Origin of the sequence: Syntrophobacter fumaroxidans MPOB (assembly GCF_000014965.1) — a bacterium.
Taxonomy (GTDB): Bacteria; Desulfobacterota; Syntrophobacteria; order Syntrophobacterales; family Syntrophobacteraceae; genus Syntrophobacter; species Syntrophobacter fumaroxidans.
The window spans coordinates 700,924-718,640 of sequence record NC_008554.1; the positions used below are offsets into that span (position 1 = coordinate 700,924).

17 protein-coding genes are annotated in these 17,717 nt (G+C 58.7%); 16 read left to right on the forward strand and 1 reads right to left on the reverse strand.

Going from position 1 to position 17,717, the window contains the following annotated elements:
• The first annotated feature begins 437 nt into the window (after window positions 1-437).
• The 3 genes from glnA to SFUM_RS02975 all read left to right on the forward strand — a co-directional run bounded on the left by glnA (window position 438) and on the right by SFUM_RS02975 (window position 3,844).
• The gene (glnA, locus tag SFUM_RS02965) at window positions 438-1,850 is read left to right on the forward strand and encodes a type I glutamate--ammonia ligase (protein ID WP_011697448.1); all 1,413 of its coding nucleotides are present in this window, start codon (window positions 438-440) and stop codon (window positions 1,848-1,850) included.
• 654 nt (window positions 1,851-2,504) lie between these two features.
• Window positions 2,505-3,269 carry a DUF6125 family protein gene (locus SFUM_RS02970; protein WP_011697449.1) on the forward strand — a complete coding sequence of 255 codons (765 nt, stop codon included), beginning with the start codon at window positions 2,505-2,507 and terminating at the stop codon, window positions 3,267-3,269.
• Window positions 3,270-3,514: 245 nt separating this feature from the next.
• On the forward strand, window positions 3,515-3,844 hold the full coding sequence (locus SFUM_RS02975; RefSeq protein ID WP_011697450.1) for a cupin domain-containing protein: 330 nt from the start codon (window positions 3,515-3,517) through the stop codon (window positions 3,842-3,844).
• A 290-nt stretch (window positions 3,845-4,134) separates the two neighbouring features.
• Here SFUM_RS02975 and SFUM_RS02980 read toward each other — a convergent pair whose 3' ends face one another.
• Window positions 4,135-4,560: an iron-sulfur cluster assembly scaffold protein gene (locus tag SFUM_RS02980; RefSeq protein WP_011697451.1), complete on the reverse strand. Its 426-nt coding sequence runs from the start codon at window positions 4,558-4,560 to the stop codon at window positions 4,135-4,137.
• Window positions 4,561-4,923: 363 nt separating this feature from the next.
• On the opposite strand from SFUM_RS02980, the gene SFUM_RS02985 reads away from it, so the two are divergent.
• The 13 genes from SFUM_RS02985 (at window position 4,924) to SFUM_RS03045 (ending at window position 17,421) form a co-directional block, all read left to right on the forward strand.
• The gene (locus SFUM_RS02985) at window positions 4,924-5,247 is read left to right on the forward strand and encodes a hypothetical protein (protein ID WP_011697452.1); all 324 of its coding nucleotides are present in this window, start codon (window positions 4,924-4,926) and stop codon (window positions 5,245-5,247) included.
• A 224-nt stretch (window positions 5,248-5,471) separates the two neighbouring features.
• Window positions 5,472-7,718, forward strand: a complete 2,247-nt coding sequence (locus SFUM_RS21290) for a sensor histidine kinase (RefSeq protein WP_011697453.1) — start codon at window positions 5,472-5,474, stop codon at window positions 7,716-7,718.
• Complete coding sequence (locus tag SFUM_RS02995; protein WP_011697454.1) at window positions 7,715-8,335, forward strand: response regulator transcription factor; 621 nt, start codon at window positions 7,715-7,717, stop codon at window positions 8,333-8,335. Before SFUM_RS21290 ends, SFUM_RS02995 begins: the two co-directional genes overlap by 4 nt.
• A gap of 253 nt (window positions 8,336-8,588) precedes the next feature.
• The gene (locus SFUM_RS03000; RefSeq protein ID WP_011697455.1) at window positions 8,589-8,960 is read left to right on the forward strand and encodes a response regulator transcription factor; all 372 of its coding nucleotides are present in this window, start codon (window positions 8,589-8,591) and stop codon (window positions 8,958-8,960) included.
• 62 nt (window positions 8,961-9,022) lie between these two features.
• On the forward strand, window positions 9,023-9,901 hold the full coding sequence (locus SFUM_RS21295; protein WP_011697456.1) for a tetratricopeptide repeat protein: 879 nt from the start codon (window positions 9,023-9,025) through the stop codon (window positions 9,899-9,901).
• Between the two features lie 262 nt (window positions 9,902-10,163).
• Window positions 10,164-10,979, forward strand: coding sequence for a DUF2092 domain-containing protein (locus SFUM_RS03010; RefSeq protein ID WP_011697457.1), 816 nt, complete (start codon window positions 10,164-10,166; stop codon window positions 10,977-10,979).
• Entirely contained in the window at window positions 10,976-11,887 is a 912-nt protein-coding gene (locus tag SFUM_RS21300; protein ID WP_011697458.1) for a hypothetical protein, read from the forward strand. The genes SFUM_RS03010 and SFUM_RS21300 overlap by 4 nt, the downstream gene beginning before the upstream one ends.
• A 488-nt stretch (window positions 11,888-12,375) precedes the next feature.
• Window positions 12,376-12,894 (forward strand): hypothetical protein, encoded by a 519-nt coding sequence (locus SFUM_RS03020; protein WP_011697459.1) that lies wholly within the window; start codon window positions 12,376-12,378, stop codon window positions 12,892-12,894.
• Window positions 12,895-12,936: 42 nt separating this feature from the next.
• Window positions 12,937-14,244, forward strand: a complete 1,308-nt coding sequence (locus SFUM_RS03025) for an anaerobic C4-dicarboxylate transporter (protein WP_011697460.1) — start codon at window positions 12,937-12,939, stop codon at window positions 14,242-14,244.
• Between the two features lie 138 nt (window positions 14,245-14,382).
• Complete coding sequence (locus tag SFUM_RS03030; RefSeq protein ID WP_011697461.1) at window positions 14,383-15,786, forward strand: aspartate ammonia-lyase; 1,404 nt, start codon at window positions 14,383-14,385, stop codon at window positions 15,784-15,786.
• 145 nt (window positions 15,787-15,931) lie between these two features.
• Entirely contained in the window at window positions 15,932-16,423 is a 492-nt protein-coding gene (locus SFUM_RS03035) for a hypothetical protein (RefSeq protein WP_011697462.1), read from the forward strand.
• Between the two features lie 122 nt (window positions 16,424-16,545).
• The gene (locus tag SFUM_RS03040; protein ID WP_011697463.1) at window positions 16,546-17,103 is read left to right on the forward strand and encodes a lipid-binding SYLF domain-containing protein; all 558 of its coding nucleotides are present in this window, start codon (window positions 16,546-16,548) and stop codon (window positions 17,101-17,103) included.
• A complete protein-coding gene (locus SFUM_RS03045; protein WP_083763928.1) occupies window positions 17,104-17,421 on the forward strand; it encodes a DUF1269 domain-containing protein in 318 nt (105 codons plus the stop codon).
• Window positions 17,422-17,717 lie beyond the last annotated feature (296 nt).

Consider the following 17,717-nt stretch of genomic DNA (forward strand, 5'->3'; position numbering starts at 1 on the left):
GTATCGTCGAATCGACGAGCCGTCACACCGGACGAAATCCTGACGAATCGGGCAGTTAGGTTTCAGATACTGAGGCTGTGGGTACCGAACGACCCGGAACGGGCAGAATGATAGAACAAATTTGTTCCGTTTTTGCATTCGATGGAAGGCTTTCACTCGGGTTTTCGGATGCTCGGGGCCGATCGCGCGGAAAAATCGCGCCGGGGAGAAAATTTTTTTCACTGGGGGAGACGGTCGAGCCCGCGGACGCGCCAGCCGATGCTCAGGCGGTCTTCGCGCGGCGTGTTTTCCCCGCCGGGCGAAGGGGAAATGTACACTGGCCGCCCCGGGATAAAAAAAGTCGCCCGTCATGGGTTTCGGACAGGATTTGGCAAGCTATTTGCCTATTGACTCGGTGACCTTTCCCAATTCATTCCAAACCTACAGGAGGATCAGGTATGACCCCGAAAGAAGTTCTGGCGTATGCAAAACAGAACGGCGCCAAGATGGTGGATTTCAAATTCATGGATTTCGTAGGGACCTGGCAGCACTTCACGAACCCCATCGATGAGCTCGGCGAATCCGATTTCGAAAACGGCTACGGTTTCGACGGTTCGAGTATCCGCGGGTGGCAGCCGATCCACGCCAGCGACATGCTGATCATCCCGGATCCGACGACGGCGAAAATGGATCCCTTCATGGCCGTTCCCACCCTGACCATGATCTGCGACGTGGTGGACCCGGTGACCAAGGAGCGCTACACCAGGGATCCGCGCTACATCGCGCACAAGGCCGAGGAATACCTCAAGTTCACGGGGATCGGCGACGCCGCGTGGTTCGGCCCCGAAGCGGAATTCTTCATTTTCGACGACATACGCTTCGACGACGGCTGCCAGTTCGGCTACTACCACATCGATTCCGTGGAAGGGATCTGGAACAGCGGCCGCGTGGAAAACCCCAACCTCGGGTACAAGCCCCGTCACAAGGAAGGATACTTCCCGGTCCCTCCGGTGGATTCACAGCAGGACCTGCGGACCGAGATGGTTCTCAAGATGATGGAAGTGGGAATTCCCGTCGAATGCCAGCATCATGAAGTGGCCACCGCCGGGCAGGCCGAAATCGACATGAAGGCGTCCACCCTGGTGAAGATGGCCGACAACCTGCAGTGGTACAAGTACGTGGTCAAGAACGTGGCGCGCCGTTTCGGCAAGACCGTCACGTTCATGCCCAAGCCGCTCTACGGCGACAATGGTTCCGGGATGCACATCCACATGAGCATCTGGAAGGAAGGCAAACCCATGTTCGCGGGCGACAAGTACGCCGGGCTGAGCGAAATGGCCCTGTTCGCCGCCGGGGGCGTGCTCAAACATGCGGCCGCGATCTGCGCCATCACCAACCCCACGACCAATTCGTACAAACGGCTGGTGCCGGGGTACGAAGCGCCGGTGAACCTCGCCTACTCGAGCAGAAACCGCAGCGCCTCGGTGCGGATACCCATGTATTCGGCATCGCCCAAGCTCAAGCGCATGGAAGTCCGGTTCCCCGATCCGTCCTGCAACGGTTACCTGGCGTTCAGCGCCCTGCTGATGGCCGCCCTCGACGGCATCGAAAACCGCATCGATCCGGGCGAACCACTGGATCGCGACATCTACTCCATGACCCCGGAAGAACTGGCCGATGTGCCCTCGACGCCGGGTTCGCTCGACGCGGCGCTCAATGCCCTGGAAAGCGATCACGAATTCCTGCTCAAAGGCGACGTGTTCACCGAGGACGTCATCGAAAAGTGGATCGAATACAAACGGCTGAACGAAGTGGATCCGATCCGCATGAGACCGCATCCGCACGAGTTCAAACTCTACTTCGACGTCTAAACCCCGGCCTGCCCGGGAAGAGGTAAGCCGAGTCCGGCCGCGAATCCGCTCTCGACCCGGCCGCCTCGTATGGATGGCTCCCCACAAGACCGGCTCCCCCATGCATTGGGAGGGGCCGGTCTTTTCATTGGGCTGCTGCGTTCGCGGACGGCGCAAGGAATGCTTTTAAAAAGCGTGGGGAGCGTTGCCCCCCACACCCCCTCGCCGCTGCGCGGCTCTGCGCGGCGCTGTGGCGCCGCTGTGCGGGACATGGTTTGATCTGCTTCCTGCAATGCTGCAGGCACTTGGCTGAGCGGCGTTGCGGCGCCGCCCCGCGAAGCGCGGGACAGGCGCCGCAACGCCCGACGCTCGGCCCACGCGTAACCGCGTGGGCCGAATCCCCGGGGGGTGCGGGGGAATCATTCCCCCGCTTTTTTTCTTGCTTTTCAATGTTTGCCCGTCAATCGTTGTCAATCCTGTCGTATCGATCGAAGCCGTGGGCGCGCACCCCGGAAGCCGGGGCCGGCGGAAACCGATCGGCGGATTCCGTCCGCATGGCGTTCAATCTCTGGCAACCGTGACCGGGAAAAGCTATAAAGGAAATGGGCACGGTCTTGTGGAAAAATTGACGCGGGGGATCGCTCTCAACCGGGGAAACGCATCCAGGGAGGAGAAATGTCGGAGGACGCCAAACCGAAATGCATTGCGGAACTGTCTCAGGGCCAACTGGTGCGCTGGGTGATCGAGGGGCTTCGGTGCACCATGATCCACTACGGTTACTGGTTCAGGGAGGTTGAAAGCCGGCTCGGTTTCGAGCGGGCCGCCGAGGCGGAGGCCACGGCGGGGGACAGGGTGTTGGGGATTGTGATGAGAAGGCTGGGAGCCGCCATGGGCTTCGAAGTCGATGACAGGGGTTATCCTGCCGCCCTCACCGCCATGAGCAGGGAGGAGCTTCTGAACCTCATCGATGCGGTCTGCGCCAACTGGCTGGCAAACGACGGGGTCTGGTTCCGGGAGGTAGAAAAACCCTTCGGCATGGTCAGTGCGAAGCACGCCAACGACATGTGCTGGGGGCGGTTTTCGCTCTACGAGGCCTTCAGGATCAAGAGGTTCCTCGAGCTGCCCAAGCTGCCGGGACTGGACGGCCTCAAGACCGCCCTGGCGTTCCGGATGTACTCGAGGATCAACAAACAGAGCATCGAGGACGTGGACGAACACAGTTTCATCTTCCGCATGGAGGAATGCCGCGTGCAGATGGCCCGCAAGCGCAAGGGGCTTCCCGATTACCCCTGCAAGTCGGCAGGGATGATCGAGTATCCCTACTTCGCCTCGGCCATCGATCCCGGCATCGAAACGGAATGCATCGGCTGCCCGCCGGACAGGCATCCGGAGGGCTGGTTCTGTGCGTGGAAGTTTATGCTCAAACCCCGGGGTCGGTGAACGGTCGCGGCCGGTTCGACGTCCGGGGGGCGACAGGCCGTGGCCCGGATGTTCGAAAGCCGGCGCGGAAGTCGTATCGGGGCGCAATAGCGGACGAAGCGTGGTTATTCTGTTTTCTGCTTGAAGCAGAAATCGCCTCATAGGTCCAATAAGTCGAATAGGTCCCATGCCGTTGAGGGTGCAAACCGTTGCGTTCACCGGAGGCCGCTGCCGCGGGTGGACGCAGTAGAGGGATACGAGGTGTCATGAAATTGCGACTGCCGGAGAACATCTTTCAATCGATCCCGGACGAGATCCCCGAGGAGGTTTGCGAGGCCATCGTCAGGACGGACACGATCGTGATCGAACGGATCGTATCGCACGGGCAGGCGAGCCATGAAGGATTCTGGTACGATCAGGAGAAGAGCGAGTGGGTGATGGTGTTGCAGGGGAGGGCAGGGCTGCTCTTCGAAGGCTGGGAGGAGCCGGTCGTCCTGCAAACCGGCGACTGGATCAATATCCCGGCCCACGCAAAGCACCGGGTCGAATGGACCGACCCGAACGAGAAGACGATCTGGCTGGCCGTCTACTACTGATACCGAGGTGCGTCAAAGATCATACGGCTCCTGCCCGGCGGGAGGAGGTGACGCAGGAGGAGGTGACGCAGGAGGGGATGAATCCCTGCCTTGTCTGGAGCGATGTGCCGGGAAGGTGTAGCCAGGGGAAGGCTCTATGCCCTTCCGTCCAACGATATGGACTTGAATGCAACTTGGCATGGGGTGGGTTTCCCTGGACCATCGCGCCCTTTGCGGGGGCGGTGGTTCCGACCGGCTGTCACGGTCGACGACGACCGGGCGGGATCAAACTTCACCGGCCCGCCGTCAGGCTACCTTCGCTGGTAATACTTCTTCCAGGGCTGCCGTTCGCCGTCGCGGGCATCGGCCAGGGCGAGGCGGAGCGCTTTCACCGCCTGTTCCGCGCAATGCTCTTCTTCGGGCGGAAGCGTTTCCAAGAACTCCACGATCTGGTCCGGAGTGATGCGCCGGGCCTCCTCGGGAGTCAAGCCGGAGGCCATGTGAACGGCGGTGTTGGCGCAGGCGACCGAGTAAATGCAGCCGTTGGTCTCGAAGGAGGCCGTGCGGATTTTGCCGTCTCTTACCATCAGGAACATCTCCACCGTGTCTCCGCACTCTCTGACCACTCTGGCGTATCCGTCGGGATTGGCCGGAACTTCGCGATAGTGATCCGTAAGCGCCATTTCGAGGAATCGCACGGAGTGGTTCCGCCAGAAGTCCAATGTCTTGTCATCCATTTGCAATTCTCCCGCGGCAGTGCAGCAAAGGCCGGGCCCTGCGGCCGCCTCGGGCTGTAGGAGGCGGGGGTCCGGGAAATCGTTTCACCCCAGTCTATCCCAATGCGATATGGGGGTCAAACCTACACTTTTCACTTTTGCACCCGAATCGACCATCAGAGGCGCCGGGAGGGTTGACTGTCTGTCCTGACAATACTGAAATTCTTGGCTGCCCCGGAAAGCTTGACATTTCTTCCGGGGTGCCAAGAGGCTGTTTTCGTGGGGCAAGTGAGCGAGAGCCCATACGTGTCAACGGCTGATCGGGACGAGTTCCCCGGATTCCGGGACCACCGCCTACGGGTACCGGGCGGGAGGGACCCTGGTGTGGAGGGTCGATGCAAGAGGCACACGCACTACACCACCGACGTCTTCTACCGCCCGCTCCAGGCGAGCTCCCCGGCCGCGGGAGGCCTTGGGGCCTACAGCGTGACGTATGCCTACGACCAGCGCGCCAACGGCAAGGGGCATCTGACCACCGTCACGGATCCTTCGGGCTCCACTCTTTCGAACCACGATGCCCGGAGCAGGCTCTGGGAGAAGAAGTCCACCGTTTCAGGGTTTGAATTCACCTTCTCTCGCGCGTTCTCCCCCGCGGGTCGCCTCCGCAGGGTCGAGGTTGGACCCGTTTCCGGCAGCTCTCGCGGCTGAGATCATTGCACAGACCGTAGATTGCAGTCTGATTCCAAATATGTTAGAGGAATTGGAAACGGGTTATCAAAAAGAAGCGAAAAATTGAAAACGAATTGACAAAATACTCCGTTCAGCGTTTTCAATACGGGGGAGCCACCATCTCGATGTGACCCACGATCACAAAACCCGAGTAGTGCATTGAAATATTCTGCCTTCCAGTCGTTTTCGGAGACAAACGGCTTATGAGATCCATGGAGCATGCAGGGAAAGCCGCCGCATTTCTGTTTCTTGGACTCCTGTTTCTTGCGGTTTCTCACGGCTCATCGGCATCGGTGCCCGTTAAGAGGATCTTGCTTCTCTTCCCGTTTGAGAGCAGCGTGCCCGGGTTCATCAGTTACGACAACAGCCTTCGATCAACATTGACAGCCTCGAAGGATTACCAGTTCGAGTTCTACGTCGAATGCATGGATCTGACGAGGTTCACGAGTAAGGACTATCGCGATAAGCTCGTCGGACTGTACCGCGAGAAATACTCCGGCATCGAAATCGACCTCGTTGTTGCCTTGCTGCGACCATCTCTCGATTTCGTGGCGGAACACAGCCCCGAAACGTTTCAGAATGTCCCTGTCATTGTCGTCGAACAGGACCCCAGGCTCCTTGGTGACCTCCCATCGACATCCCTTGCCGCGGTGGTGACCGGCAAGCTGGATATGGAGGGGACGCTGGCTCTCGCGCTCCGCCTGCATCCTGACGCCCGCAAGGTTTTCGTTGTAAGCGGGGTCTCGCGATACGACGAATTGGTTCACGGATTGGCCAGGGAAGGCTTTCGCGGTTTCGAAAACCAGGTTGATCTCCAGTACCTCTCCGGGCTCCCCATGGATGAGCTCATCGATCGAGTTGCGAAGGTTCCCGAGCACTCCCTGGTGTTTTACCTTACTGTCACCCGGGATGGCAGCGGAAAGACCTTTAGGTCCCCCGAGGCTCTTGCCCTCTTGTCCAGGCAGGCGAACGCACCCATTTATAGTATATCCGAAACATACATCGATTACGGGATTGTAGGCGGCCATCTTGTCAGTCAATCCGTCCTGGGAGTCAGGACGGCCCAGGCAGTGCTTCGGACCCTCGGCGGGGAAAGGCCCGGCGACAGGGAGTCTTCCGAGGGAGGTGCGAATCGGTATATTTTTGACGCGCGCGAGCTCAAGCGGTGGGGGGTCGGGGAGGAAAACCTCCCTCAAGGCAGCATTCTGCGCCACAGGGATTTTTCCCTTTGGAGAGAATACCGGTGGCAGATCGTCGGGGTTTTTTTGATTGTCTTCATCCAGGCGTTCCTCATATCCGCCCTCTTCGTAAGTCGTGGGAAGCAGCTCCGGGCTGATCGCGCTCTTCGAAACGCGGAATCGAAGTATCGGACAGTTGCCGACTACACCTATGATTGGGAGGACTGGTCGGCCCCGGATGGGAGCTTGAATTATGTATCCCCCTCCTGCAAGCGCATTACGGGATACAGCCCGCAGGAATTTATCGAAAACCCATCTCTTCGCCATGAGATCATCATCCCGGAAGATCGCCACATCTGGGATCGACACAAAGCGGGCATTGGACCCGAATCGGAGTCGCGGGAAATTCAGTTCCGCATACTCACCCGCGCCGGCGAAACCCGCTGGATAGACCACACTTGCCGGTCGGTAACCGATCAGAATGGTGACTTCCTGGGTATCCGGGCAAGCAACAGGGATGTGACGGAAAGGAGGATGGCCGAAGCCAGGGTTCAGCGACACCGGGACGAGCTTTCCCATATTTCGCGGGTGGCCGCCCTCGGGGAGCTCGCCGGTTCTCTTGCTCACGAGCTCAATCAGCCCCTGGCGGCGATACTCAACTACGCCAACGCCGCACGGCGATTTCTTGCCGCTGCCGAACCCAATTTGAGCAAAGTCAGCGAAGCCCTTCAAGGCATCATCCGGGATGAAAAAAGGGCGGCCCAGGTGATCCGCGAAGTCCGGGCCTTGATTAGAAAGCAGGAACCCCACTACCGTGCACTGAGCATAAACAAAGTCATCCGGAAATCCGTCGATCTCTTTCGAGGCGATTCGATCCTGACGGGGTTGTCTATCGTGACCGAGCTCGCGCCGGGGCTGCCCGCGGTTCGGGGCGACGGGGTTCAACTGCAGCAGGTACTCATAAACCTCACCTTGAATGCTGTTGCCGCCATGAGCGGTGTTCTGCCGGATTCCCCCCGGCTGGTCTTCAGGACCGAGGCCTGGGAAGATCAGGGCGTGAAAGTCTCAATCAGAGATTTTGGCGCGGGCATTGACGAGGATCATAAGGATCGGCTTTTTGAGCCGTTTTACACGACCAGACCCGAAGGGTTGGGAATGGGGCTCGCCATCTGCCGAAACATTATCGATGCTCATGGGGGCACGATGGGGGCCGAGAATAATCCTGACGGAGGAGCAACTTTCTATTTTACTCTACAGGCTGCCGCAAGATGAACCCCACAACCATATTTATCGTTGACGATGACGCTTCACACCGCGATTCCCTGCAGTTTCTGCTGGAGTCTGCGGGGCTGGAGGTCAGGAGTTTTTCCTCGGCCCGTGATTTTCTCGACGGCGCCGACCCTGAAACCCCTGGCTGTCTCCTGCTCGACGTGCTCATGCCCGGAATGAGCGGTTTGGATCTCCAGAATGAATTGCTCAATGCGAAAATCTCTCTCCCGATCATCTTCATCACCGGACACGGTACGATCCCCATGAGCGTTCGTGCCGTCAAATCAGGTGCAGTGGACTTTCTCCAGAAACCTTGCGATGAGCAGGACCTCTTGAGAGCGATTCACCGGGCGATTGAGCAGGACCGGCGGACAAGGCGTGAAAAAGAGAAATTGCGAGAAATACACAAGTTGATCGATTCATTGAGTCCTCGTGAACACGAAGTATTCACCCACCTCGTTTCCGGCATGTTGAATAAACAGGTAGCTTACAGACTCGGAACCACCGAGCGGACCATAAAGGCCCACCGCAGGCGGATCATGGAAAAAATGAAAGCGGATTCCATGGCCGACCTGGTCCGCTATGCCGAGAAGCTGGGCCTCGGAAAACCACAGGACTAGTCCACCTCCCGGACCGAAAAGCCGGCACTATTGTACCAAGGTACAATTGCGCAATTCCCGCCACTCTGGAATTATACCCGCAAGAGACTTCCCAAAAGCGTTTGAAAACCCCTCTCCATCTCGTACCGGTGCCCCCCTGATCGTGTCCAGGGCAGGTGCCCATCAGAATGAAGCAAGGAATGAATCGGGTCTTCGACATGTTGTAAGCGACACTCATTTTGTCCGGGATTGATCGTCATCGGGGTGATTGCTCATGACCTGGAAACAATGCACTGTCTTTGTCGCAGATGACGACAAGTCCGTCCTCGAGTCTCTGGCGCTCCTGCTCGAATCGGCAGGATATCAAAGCAGGGGGTTCGGCTCCGCGGAGGAGTTGCTTGCATCCGGCTCGGTGCAAAACGCCTGCTGCCTCATTCTGGACATCAAACTGCCCGGAATGAGCGGGCTTCAGTTGTTGCAGGTCCTCGCCGCGTCACACACCCCGATTCCGGTGGTCTTCATAACCGGCCACGACTGTCCCGGGATTGAAGCGCAGGCCCTGGGGCTTGGAGCTGTCGCCTATCTCCGGAAGCCGTTCGACGAGCAGATGCTTCTCGATGCGATTCACCCGTACTGCGTGAATTGAGGTCATTTGGTCCAATTCTGCCACACGGCGATTGGAGCTCGGTTTCCGACGGGAGACGCAAGATGAGACCCGACACTTTTATGAAAGTCTTTGCATCTATGGTGTTGTCCATAATGCTCGGTGGCTGCGTTCAGAGCATGCGGAGTCCTGCACTGAAGCATGCCGAAGCCTCCGGCACCACTGAAACCGCTCCGGTTGTGAAGAAGAATCCGGCAGAAGTCGCCGCGTCGCCTTCCGGATACCCGTTCGACTCGGCCGAAGCCAGGCGGAAGGTGAATCAGTACGAGACTGAGCTGCAACGGAACGGAGGACGGAGAGACATCGCACTGGTTGAACTGGCGAGGCTTTGTTTCACGTTGGGGGAACTCGGCGAGAAGAGCGAAAGCGAACTGCACTTCAACAAGGGTCGGTATTATGCGGAGTGTCTCAGCAAGGAGCAGCCGGCACGAGTTGAAGGCCATTACTGGCTGGCGATGAACCTTGCCGGGCTGGCCCGAGCAGGTGGAGCCGGCCGGTCGCTTCGTTTGCTGTCGGTTATCGTCGACGAGCTCAAGGTCGCATTAGGCATCGATGAGACCTACGACAAAGGCGGCCCGCATCGTGTTTTGGGGCGCATCCGTTGCAAGGCGCCAGTCTGGCCGTTGTCGGAAGGCAACATGGACCAGTCGCTCGAACATCTCCGAGCCGCGGTGGTAATCGCTCCGGAAAACAGCACCAACCATCTTTTCCTGGCCGAGACCCTTTATCAGCTGGGAAAAACCGAGGAAGCCGTCCAGGAATTGGAGCGGGTGGTTTCATCCTCCTGCCGGGCCGCCTATTCTGCGGGTGCCCGGGATGATTGCCAGGAGGCGTTGGCCTTGCTCAAGAAGTGCCGGGAGGAGCAAAACTGCGAGCCGGCTGGAAAATCCGTGAATGTAGCCTCTCCGGGGAAAGCACGGTGAAGGACGTGACGTGTGCACTACCGAAGCGCACGAAGGGGATGGCAACGACTTCTGCGACCAAGGGCTTTGCGTGGCTCTCCCCCGCCTGGGGCTTCCATCTTGTGGAGTGGGCGTGGCCGGGGATCGTGCCGGCCGTTGGTCTGTCGGGTCTGGTTGCGCAGGCATGTCAGACCAGCGGGATCGTCGGGTTAGTTCCCCGGGAGTCAAGCCAATCCAGAGGAAGGAGGACATTTCCTCCACCACCCCAACATAGGAGACCCAGATGATATTACGAAAACTTCTCATTGCTGTAATCTGTTTGTTGAGTGCATGTCTGGTCGCAGCCCCCGGATCCGCTGCGCAAGGCCAGGCCGCGGTCCCCTCCGGTTCCCAGGCCGACGGCATGGCCATCCTCATGCGCACGGCAAATTTTCTCGCACAGGCCGGACAGTTCAGTTTCCGACTTAGCGCAGGGTACGATGTGCTCCAGGAAACGGGTCAGAAGATCGAATTCGGCGAGGTCCGCCAGGTTACCCTGGTTCGGCCCGACCGAATGCGAGTGGACACCGAGCGCAGCGACGGGGAAAAAGCGCAGGCGATTTTCAACGGGCAGGAGATCATCGTCTACAGCCCCGGGGACAAGGTGTACGCCACCGCCGGCAAACCCGGCGACCTGGACAGCGCGCTCCGTTACCTTGTCAATGATCTTCAGCTCCGTCTGCCCCTGTCCCTGATGTACGTACGCGACTTCCCCGCGGAACTGGAACGCCGGATGCTTTCCGTCGATGTGGTCGAAAAGGTTGCCGCCATGGACGTCCCGTGCATCCACCTGGCGGGTCGCACCGACACCGTGGATTTTCAGTTCTGGATTCCCACTGAGGGTGACCCGCTGCCGCGTCGCGTCGTCATGACGTACAAGCTTGCGGAGGGGCAGCCACAGTTCTGGGCGAATTTCACCGAATGGAATCTCTCCCCGAATCCACCCCAGGGATTCTTCTCTTTCACCCCTCCGGAAGGGGTTCAGCGAATTGCGTTCCTGGCCGAGCTGGAGGTGGCAAAGCCCGATGTGAAGAAGGTGAAAAAGGGAGGCAAAAAATGAGATACGGCTCATTTCAGAAGATACTGTCCATAGTGACCATCCTTGTATTTGCGATGTTTCTAATCGCCCTTGACGCAGAAGCCCGAGGCGGAGGAGGCCGCGGTGGAGGCGGCCGCGGCGGCGGGGGTCGCAGCATGTCGAGGGGCGGAGGCGGAGGGTTCAACAGGTCCGGGCCCGCCAGCGGCGGCGGCTTTTCATCGAGGTCTTCGATGGGTGGCGGCGGTCGGAGCTATTCCGGTGGCGGGCGGAGCTATTCCGGCGGTGGTCGGAGTTATTCCGGCAGTCGCGGCGGCCAAGGGTATGGCGGGAGTGGCAGGAGCTATTCCGGCGGTCGCGGCGGCCAGTCATACGGCGCTCAGGGCCGGCAGGCCGGCATGGGCGGACAGCGTTCCGAGATGCGCGGCCAGCGCCAGGGGCAGCGTACCGATAGGGCCCAGGGACGCCAGGACACCCGGCAGGGACGCCAGGAGGCGCGCACCCAGAGGTCGGGGGACAGAAGCGATGTCCGTTCGGGTCGGCAGGATTCACGCACCGAACGCCAGGGAACCCGGCAGGAAAATCGTACCGATCGCCAGGGGACCCGCCAGGAACAGCGCACTGATCGGCAGGGCCAGCGCCAGGATGCCGTCGGTGATGCCTATGACCACGGGTACGGACATTATGACGATCACTGGGATGGCGGCTACTGGGGTCCTGGTTACTGGGGGGCTGCAGCCGTCGGTGCCGCCGCGGCTTATGCCGTCGGTACCGCGATCTCCGCTACAGCCTACTCCTCGCTTCCCTGCACGAGCACCACGGTGGTCGTGGGCGGGGTTTCCTATCGTCAGTGCGGCGGCACCTGGTATCAGCCGGCATACTCCGGGGACGGAGTCACCTACGTCGTCGTCAACCCGCCTCCAGGCTACTGAGTGCTGACCGGGTGATTTGGTTCCGATCCATTGAGTTCGGCCATGGGGCTGGGCCTCAGTCCATGGGCCTGCCTGGTTGGAGTCTTGACTGCGTTTTCATGTCGATGGGAGAGAGGGGGTTACGCTTCAATAGCGGTGACCCCTTCGATTGGTGCGCCCGGTAGGTTCCTTCGGCGTGGTTTGCGATGTGGGCAGGAGCCGGGTGCGCCCGTGCTCGGCTTCAGCGTGCCTTTCGCCGCGGGCAATATGTTGCTCGCGATTGGGGGTGCGGTTCTTGTCGTTCTCATGACCTGAATCAGGCTTCATCACATACCCGGGACAGATTCGGACACAGGGCACACGCGCCAAACAACCGGCACGGGATGTCCTCCGGTTTGCCAATGCCGGATGCGGGCCCCAGGTAATCCTGGCTCCCGTCCTGTAGGCCGCCACAGGGTTTTCAAGGTGGGGATACAACTCTTCACACACAGCCACAAAGAGGTGTTCGCATGGGAAATCGAACAAAAAGATTGTGCATTCTCCTCGCATTGTCTCTCTGGTGCCTGGCGGCATCACAAAGCACGGTTTCACAGGTTCTGGCCGCTGAAGAAGGCACCTTTACCGGCACCTGGGTTGCCAATGGCTCCAAGGAAGTGCTCGCTTTCGGGAACGGGAGGGAAGCAGCGCTTTTCAAGCTTTCCGGTCACGTAAGGTTGATCAAAAAAATCGGGAAGGAAAGCGATTTCTGGGCCGAATGCATCGGCCTTGCAGACTCGGAAACGGGCAGTGACATGCGTTGCGTATGGCGGAGTCTGGATGGGGAAGAAATCCACCTGATCCTCAAAGGGACGCGGATGGAACAGGGAAGCAGCATCACCGGAACCATTATTGGCGGCACCGGTCCTGCCAAAGGCATAACCGGCACCATCCGTTTTACCTGGTCCATGATGTCGTTCAAGCAGGCGACGAGCGAGGCCGGAATAGGCGGCTTTGCAAAGGATCTGAGCGGCACCTACAAGCTCCCTTGACACCGAGCTGTCAGTCAACCGCATTCGTTAAGGAGAGAGGACATGTGGATCGTTGAGCTGCTGGTTGTTCTTTTTTTCATCTGGCTCGGAGCGAGGCTCGGCAGCATCGGGATAGGATATGCCGGTGGTTTCGGAGTCCTTGTTCTGAGTCTTGGGTTCGGTTTGAAACCGGGCGACATTCCGTTCGACGTCATCCTTATCATCATGGGGGTGATAGCGGCCATCGCAGCAATGCAGGAGGCGGGGGGCCTGGAATACCTGGTGCAGGTCGCCGCAAGAGTCCTCAAGAAAAATCCTAAATATATTACGTTCCTGGCGCCGGCCGTGACCTATTTCATGACCCTGTTTGCCGGCACCGGCCATACCGCCTTTCTGGCCCTGCCCGTTATTGCGGAGGTTGCCAAAAAGGAGGGGATACGCCCCTCGCGGCCGTTGGCCATCGGAACGGTTGCATCGCAGATCGCCATCACAGCCTCCCCCATATCCGCGGCGGTTGTCTTCGTTGCATCCGCGCTGGAACCGGTCGGGGTCGATTATGTCAAGCTCCTGCTCATCACCATCCCCAGCACCTTCATCGCGTGCATGCTTGGGGCAATCATCACCAATTTCATGGGAAAGGAACTCAAGGATGATCCCGTATATCAGGACCGCCTCGCCAAAGGGCTCGTCAAGGATCCCTCCGAATCCGTCGAAGAAAAGGTTCTTCCCCCCGGGGCGAAACTTTCAGTCCTCATTTTCGGTCTCGCCATCGTCTGCGTGGTCTTTTACGCCACGGCCATCAGCCCGACCGTGGGCCTGATCAAGAAGCCCATTCTGGCCCGGGACCATGCCATCATCTCGTTCATGCTTGCCGCCGCCTCGCTCATTGCCTTGCTGTGCAAGGTCAAGACGAACAACATCGTGAACGCGGCCACGTTCAAATCCGGCATGAGTGCCTGCATTTGCGTCCTGGGCGTCGCCTGGCTCGGGACCACGTTCGTCTCGGCGCACCTCAAGGAAATCAACATCCTCGCGGGAGACCTTCTGGCATCCAAGCCGTGGATGCTTGCCGTCGTCCTGTTCTTTGCGGCCATGCTCCTTTATTCTCAGGCGGCCACCGCCAAAGCCCTGATGCCCGTTGCCCTGGCGCTCGGAGTGAGTCCGGTGGCGGCCGTGGCGGCGTTTCCTTCCGTGAGCGCTCTTTTTGTCCTCCCCACCTACCCCACGCTGCTGGCGGCGGTCGAATTCGACGATACCGGTTCGACCCGGATCGGGAAATACGTCTTCGATCACCCGTTCCTGATCCCCGGCGTGCTGACCATCACCTTTGCGATTGTTCTCGGTTATGTCTTCGGGCGCCTCATTCTCTGACATCCCAGCCCTCGATCGTGAGGGATGAACATAGGAACATAAGACTTGTCGAACAATCGGTAAGAAATCGATGTCTTTTGGTGATGAACAACGCGGAACGTGAGCGGAACTCGCGAGCTAAACCTTAAGGAGGAGACCATGGGATACAGGATAGAAAAGGATTTCCTGGGTGAGAAACAGATTCCGGACGACGTGTATTATGGCGTCCAGACGCTGCGGGGCAAGGAGAACTTCCTCATCACCAACATGCCGGTGTCCAAGGAGCCGAACTTCGTCAAGGCGTTCGGCTACGTGAAGAAGGCCGCCGCCATGGCGAACCGCGACCTCGGCGTGCTCGACCCCAAGATTGCCGAAGCGATCATTAGCGCGTGCGACCGAATCATCGCGGGCGAGATGCTCGACCAGTTCGTGACCGACTTCATCCAGGGCGGTGCGGGCACCTCGGTCAACATGAACGCCAACGAGGTGATTGCGAACCTCGCGCTGGAGAGCCTCGGGCATAAAAAGGGCGAGTACCAGTACGTCAATCCCAACGATCATGTGAACTTCGGGCAGTCAACGAACGACGTATATCCGACAGCCTTCCACCTCGGATTGATCCTGCGGCTGGAAAGCTACATGGAGTCGCTGGGCCGGCTCCGGGACGCTTTTTTCGCCAAGGCCAAGGAGTTCGAAAATGTTCTCAAGATGGGGCGAACCCACCTCCAGGACGCGGTCCCCATGTCACTTGGCCAGGAGTTCCACGGCTGGGGCACGACGGTCGGCGAGGAGGTGCATCGGATCGCCGAGGTCCGGCAGATGCTGCAAGGCGTCAACCTCGGCGCGACCGCGATCGGCACGACCGTTACTGCGGCACCCGGTTACCCCGAACTCGCGGTGAAATACCTCTCCGAGCTAACCGGCATAGAATTCACCCTGGCAGAAGATCTTATCGAGGCGACATCGGATACGGGCGACTACGTGCTGCTCTCCGGCGTGATCAAGCACACCTCGGTCAAGCTCACCAAGATCTGCAACGACATTCGCATGCTCGCCTCGGGCCCGCGCTGCGGATTCGGCGAAATCAACCTCCCACAGCTGCAGCCCGGTTCGTCGATCATGCCGGGCAAGGTCAACCCGGTCATCCCGGAGGTGGTGAACCAGACGGGGTTCCTGGTGATCGGACTCGATCTCACGGTTTCGCTGGCGGCCTCCGCGGGACAACTGCAGCTCAATGTGATGGAGCCCGTGATCACCTTCGCTCTCTTCGCCTCGATCATGACGATGCAGCGCGCGGTCGAAAGCCTTCGGGTAAACTGCATCGAGGGCATCACGGCCAATGCGGACCGGACGCGCGACATGGTGCTCAACTCGCTTGGCATCGTGACCGTGCTGAAACCCTCTCTCGGCTACAAGCAATGCGCGGAGATCGCACGTGAGGGCTTCCTGACCGAGAAATCGCTGCACGAGATCGTAGTCAATGAGCGCAAGCTGCTGACGCAGGAAAAATGGGACGAGGTCTTTTCATTCGATAATCTCATCAGCCCGAAGTTCGAACAGTAGGAAGTCCCGCGGAAACCGCCCCCAACAAAGAGAAACGGGGCGGATCGGAGTGCAATTGCCTCGATCCGCCTCGGAATGTTCCCCGTGCAAATGGAAGCACGATCAAGGGAAAGAACATGAGAAGACCCGTGAAAGGAGAAGGCGGATGATGAAGAAACACAAAGTGGTTCTAACCGTTTTTCTGATTGCAGCCGTTGTGCTGGCTGCCGCCCCTGTGCCCGCTCAGGAAAAAGCGGCGGATAACATGCAGATCGTCCTCGAAAAGGCCCGCGCCGACAAGAAACTCCTGGTTGCAGGGAACATGCAGCTCACAGAGGCCGAAGGGAAAGTCTTCTGGCCGGTCTATGAACGATATCAGGATGAGCTGTTTCTTCTTCGCGCACGAACTCTCAAATTGCTTGACGATTATGCGGATTCCTACGAAAAGCTGACCAACGAAATGGCCAAAAAGCTGCTCGACGAGTATATGACCATTGAGACTTTGCGGCTGAAGCTCCACCAGGCCTACTTGCCCAAGTTCCGAAAGGCTCTGCCCGACAAAAAGGTCGCCCGATATTACCAGATAGAGAACAAGGTCCAGGCTGCTCTAATGTATGAATTTGCCCGCAAAATACCGCTGGCAAAAACGGATGGCTAACTCATATGTCCGAGGGCGCGGGAGTGAATGGCGGGACCATTGCCGTCCACTGTCTTCGGAGCTCTTCATGGATTGTCCACGGGCCTTGCAAAACCAGACTGACAGAGAATGAGGGAGCGAGTATGAGATATTTTCATTTGATGTTGGCACTCTTGACCTTCCTGTTTGTGGGAAGTGCACTCATTACCCCGAATTCGGCTTCGGGAGCATCCGCGGCAGAAATCAACCGCGATGTGGGAAAGGCACTGCAGCAGCTGTATGCGCAATCACCTTCAGCCGCGGCGCTGGGCAAAAAAGCCAGAGCCATCCTTGTCTTTCCGAGCATTGTCAAGGGAGGTTTCATCGTGGGAGGCCAATATGGCGAGGGTGCTCTTTTGATGAACAGGAAAATCGTCGGCTACTACAACACCGTTCAGGCTTCTTACGGACTGCAGGCGGGGGTGCAGAAGTATGGGTACGCACTGTTCCTCATGACTGACTCTGCGCTCAATTGGGTCAACAGAAGCAATGGGTGGGAGTTTGGTACCGGCCCCAGCATTGTTATCGTGGATGTCGGGAAAGCCGGATCGATGACTACCACGACGCTTCAGTCGGATGTCTACGCCTTCTTCTTCAGTCAAAGGGGACTGATGGGCGGCCTGGGCCTGCAGGGTACGAAAGTCACCAGGATCAGCAAGTAGCTGGAGGCAGCGAGAGGGGGGGTCTGGGGGGCACTCATCGGCGTGATCTTTTTGAATCCGCTCCTGGGAATGGCCGCCGGCGCCACGGCCGGCACGGTCGGAGGGGCCCTCGCCGACGTCGGAATAAACGGTAAGTTTATGAAGGAACTTGCTGCTCAGTTGCATCCAAACTCCTCTGCTCTCTTCGTTCTTGCAAGGAAAGCAACGCCGGATAAGGTCCTTGACGAGATAAAGGGAACCGGGGGCAAGATTCTTCAAACCTCCCTGTCGCACGAAAATGAGGCCAAACTTGCGGCAGTCCTGGCAGACAATCAATGAGTGAGGACGAGATTTCCCTCCTGTTGCGGGCGGTTGATTGCAGATTTGGTTTGGCGAACCGGCAGACTGGGTGTTGCACGAGGCTTGGGGCCGGTGCGCCGACATTTCACGGGAGAAAAGAGCGATCACATGACCCCGGAAGACTTCATACGGATTTACCTAGAAAATAGATTCCCGGGTGAGTCTGTTTTCATGCTTCGCGGGTGTCGCAGGGGGCATGGATAATTGCGTTCCAAATGATACTCTCAAAGCGTGGGGGACGTATCCCCCACACCCCCTCGCCGCTTCGCGGCTCC

What these genes read in the sequence shown, in the direction of transcription:
- glnA (WP_011697448.1), top strand. Translation starts at nt 438, where the DNA reads ATGACCCCGAAAGAAGTTCTGGCGTATGCAAAACAGAACGGCGCCAAG.
- SFUM_RS02970 (WP_011697449.1), top strand. Translation starts at nt 2,505, where the DNA reads ATGTCGGAGGACGCCAAACCGAAATGCATTGCGGAACTGTCTCAGGGC.
- SFUM_RS02975 (WP_011697450.1), top strand. Translation starts at nt 3,515, where the DNA reads ATGAAATTGCGACTGCCGGAGAACATCTTTCAATCGATCCCGGACGAG.
- SFUM_RS02980 (WP_011697451.1), bottom strand. Translation starts at nt 4,560, where the DNA reads ATGGATGACAAGACATTGGACTTCTGGCGGAACCACTCCGTGCGATTC.
- SFUM_RS21290 (WP_011697453.1), top strand. Translation starts at nt 5,472, where the DNA reads ATGAGATCCATGGAGCATGCAGGGAAAGCCGCCGCATTTCTGTTTCTT.
- SFUM_RS02995 (WP_011697454.1), top strand. Translation starts at nt 7,715, where the DNA reads ATGAACCCCACAACCATATTTATCGTTGACGATGACGCTTCACACCGC.
- SFUM_RS03000 (WP_011697455.1), top strand. Translation starts at nt 8,589, where the DNA reads ATGACCTGGAAACAATGCACTGTCTTTGTCGCAGATGACGACAAGTCC.
- SFUM_RS21295 (WP_011697456.1), top strand. Translation starts at nt 9,023, where the DNA reads ATGAGACCCGACACTTTTATGAAAGTCTTTGCATCTATGGTGTTGTCC.
- SFUM_RS03010 (WP_011697457.1), top strand. Translation starts at nt 10,164, where the DNA reads ATGATATTACGAAAACTTCTCATTGCTGTAATCTGTTTGTTGAGTGCA.
- SFUM_RS21300 (WP_011697458.1), top strand. Translation starts at nt 10,976, where the DNA reads ATGAGATACGGCTCATTTCAGAAGATACTGTCCATAGTGACCATCCTT.
- SFUM_RS03020 (WP_011697459.1), top strand. Translation starts at nt 12,376, where the DNA reads ATGGGAAATCGAACAAAAAGATTGTGCATTCTCCTCGCATTGTCTCTC.
- SFUM_RS03025 (WP_011697460.1), top strand. Translation starts at nt 12,937, where the DNA reads ATGTGGATCGTTGAGCTGCTGGTTGTTCTTTTTTTCATCTGGCTCGGA.
- SFUM_RS03030 (WP_011697461.1), top strand. Translation starts at nt 14,383, where the DNA reads ATGGGATACAGGATAGAAAAGGATTTCCTGGGTGAGAAACAGATTCCG.
- SFUM_RS03035 (WP_011697462.1), top strand. Translation starts at nt 15,932, where the DNA reads ATGATGAAGAAACACAAAGTGGTTCTAACCGTTTTTCTGATTGCAGCC.
- SFUM_RS03040 (WP_011697463.1), top strand. Translation starts at nt 16,546, where the DNA reads ATGAGATATTTTCATTTGATGTTGGCACTCTTGACCTTCCTGTTTGTG.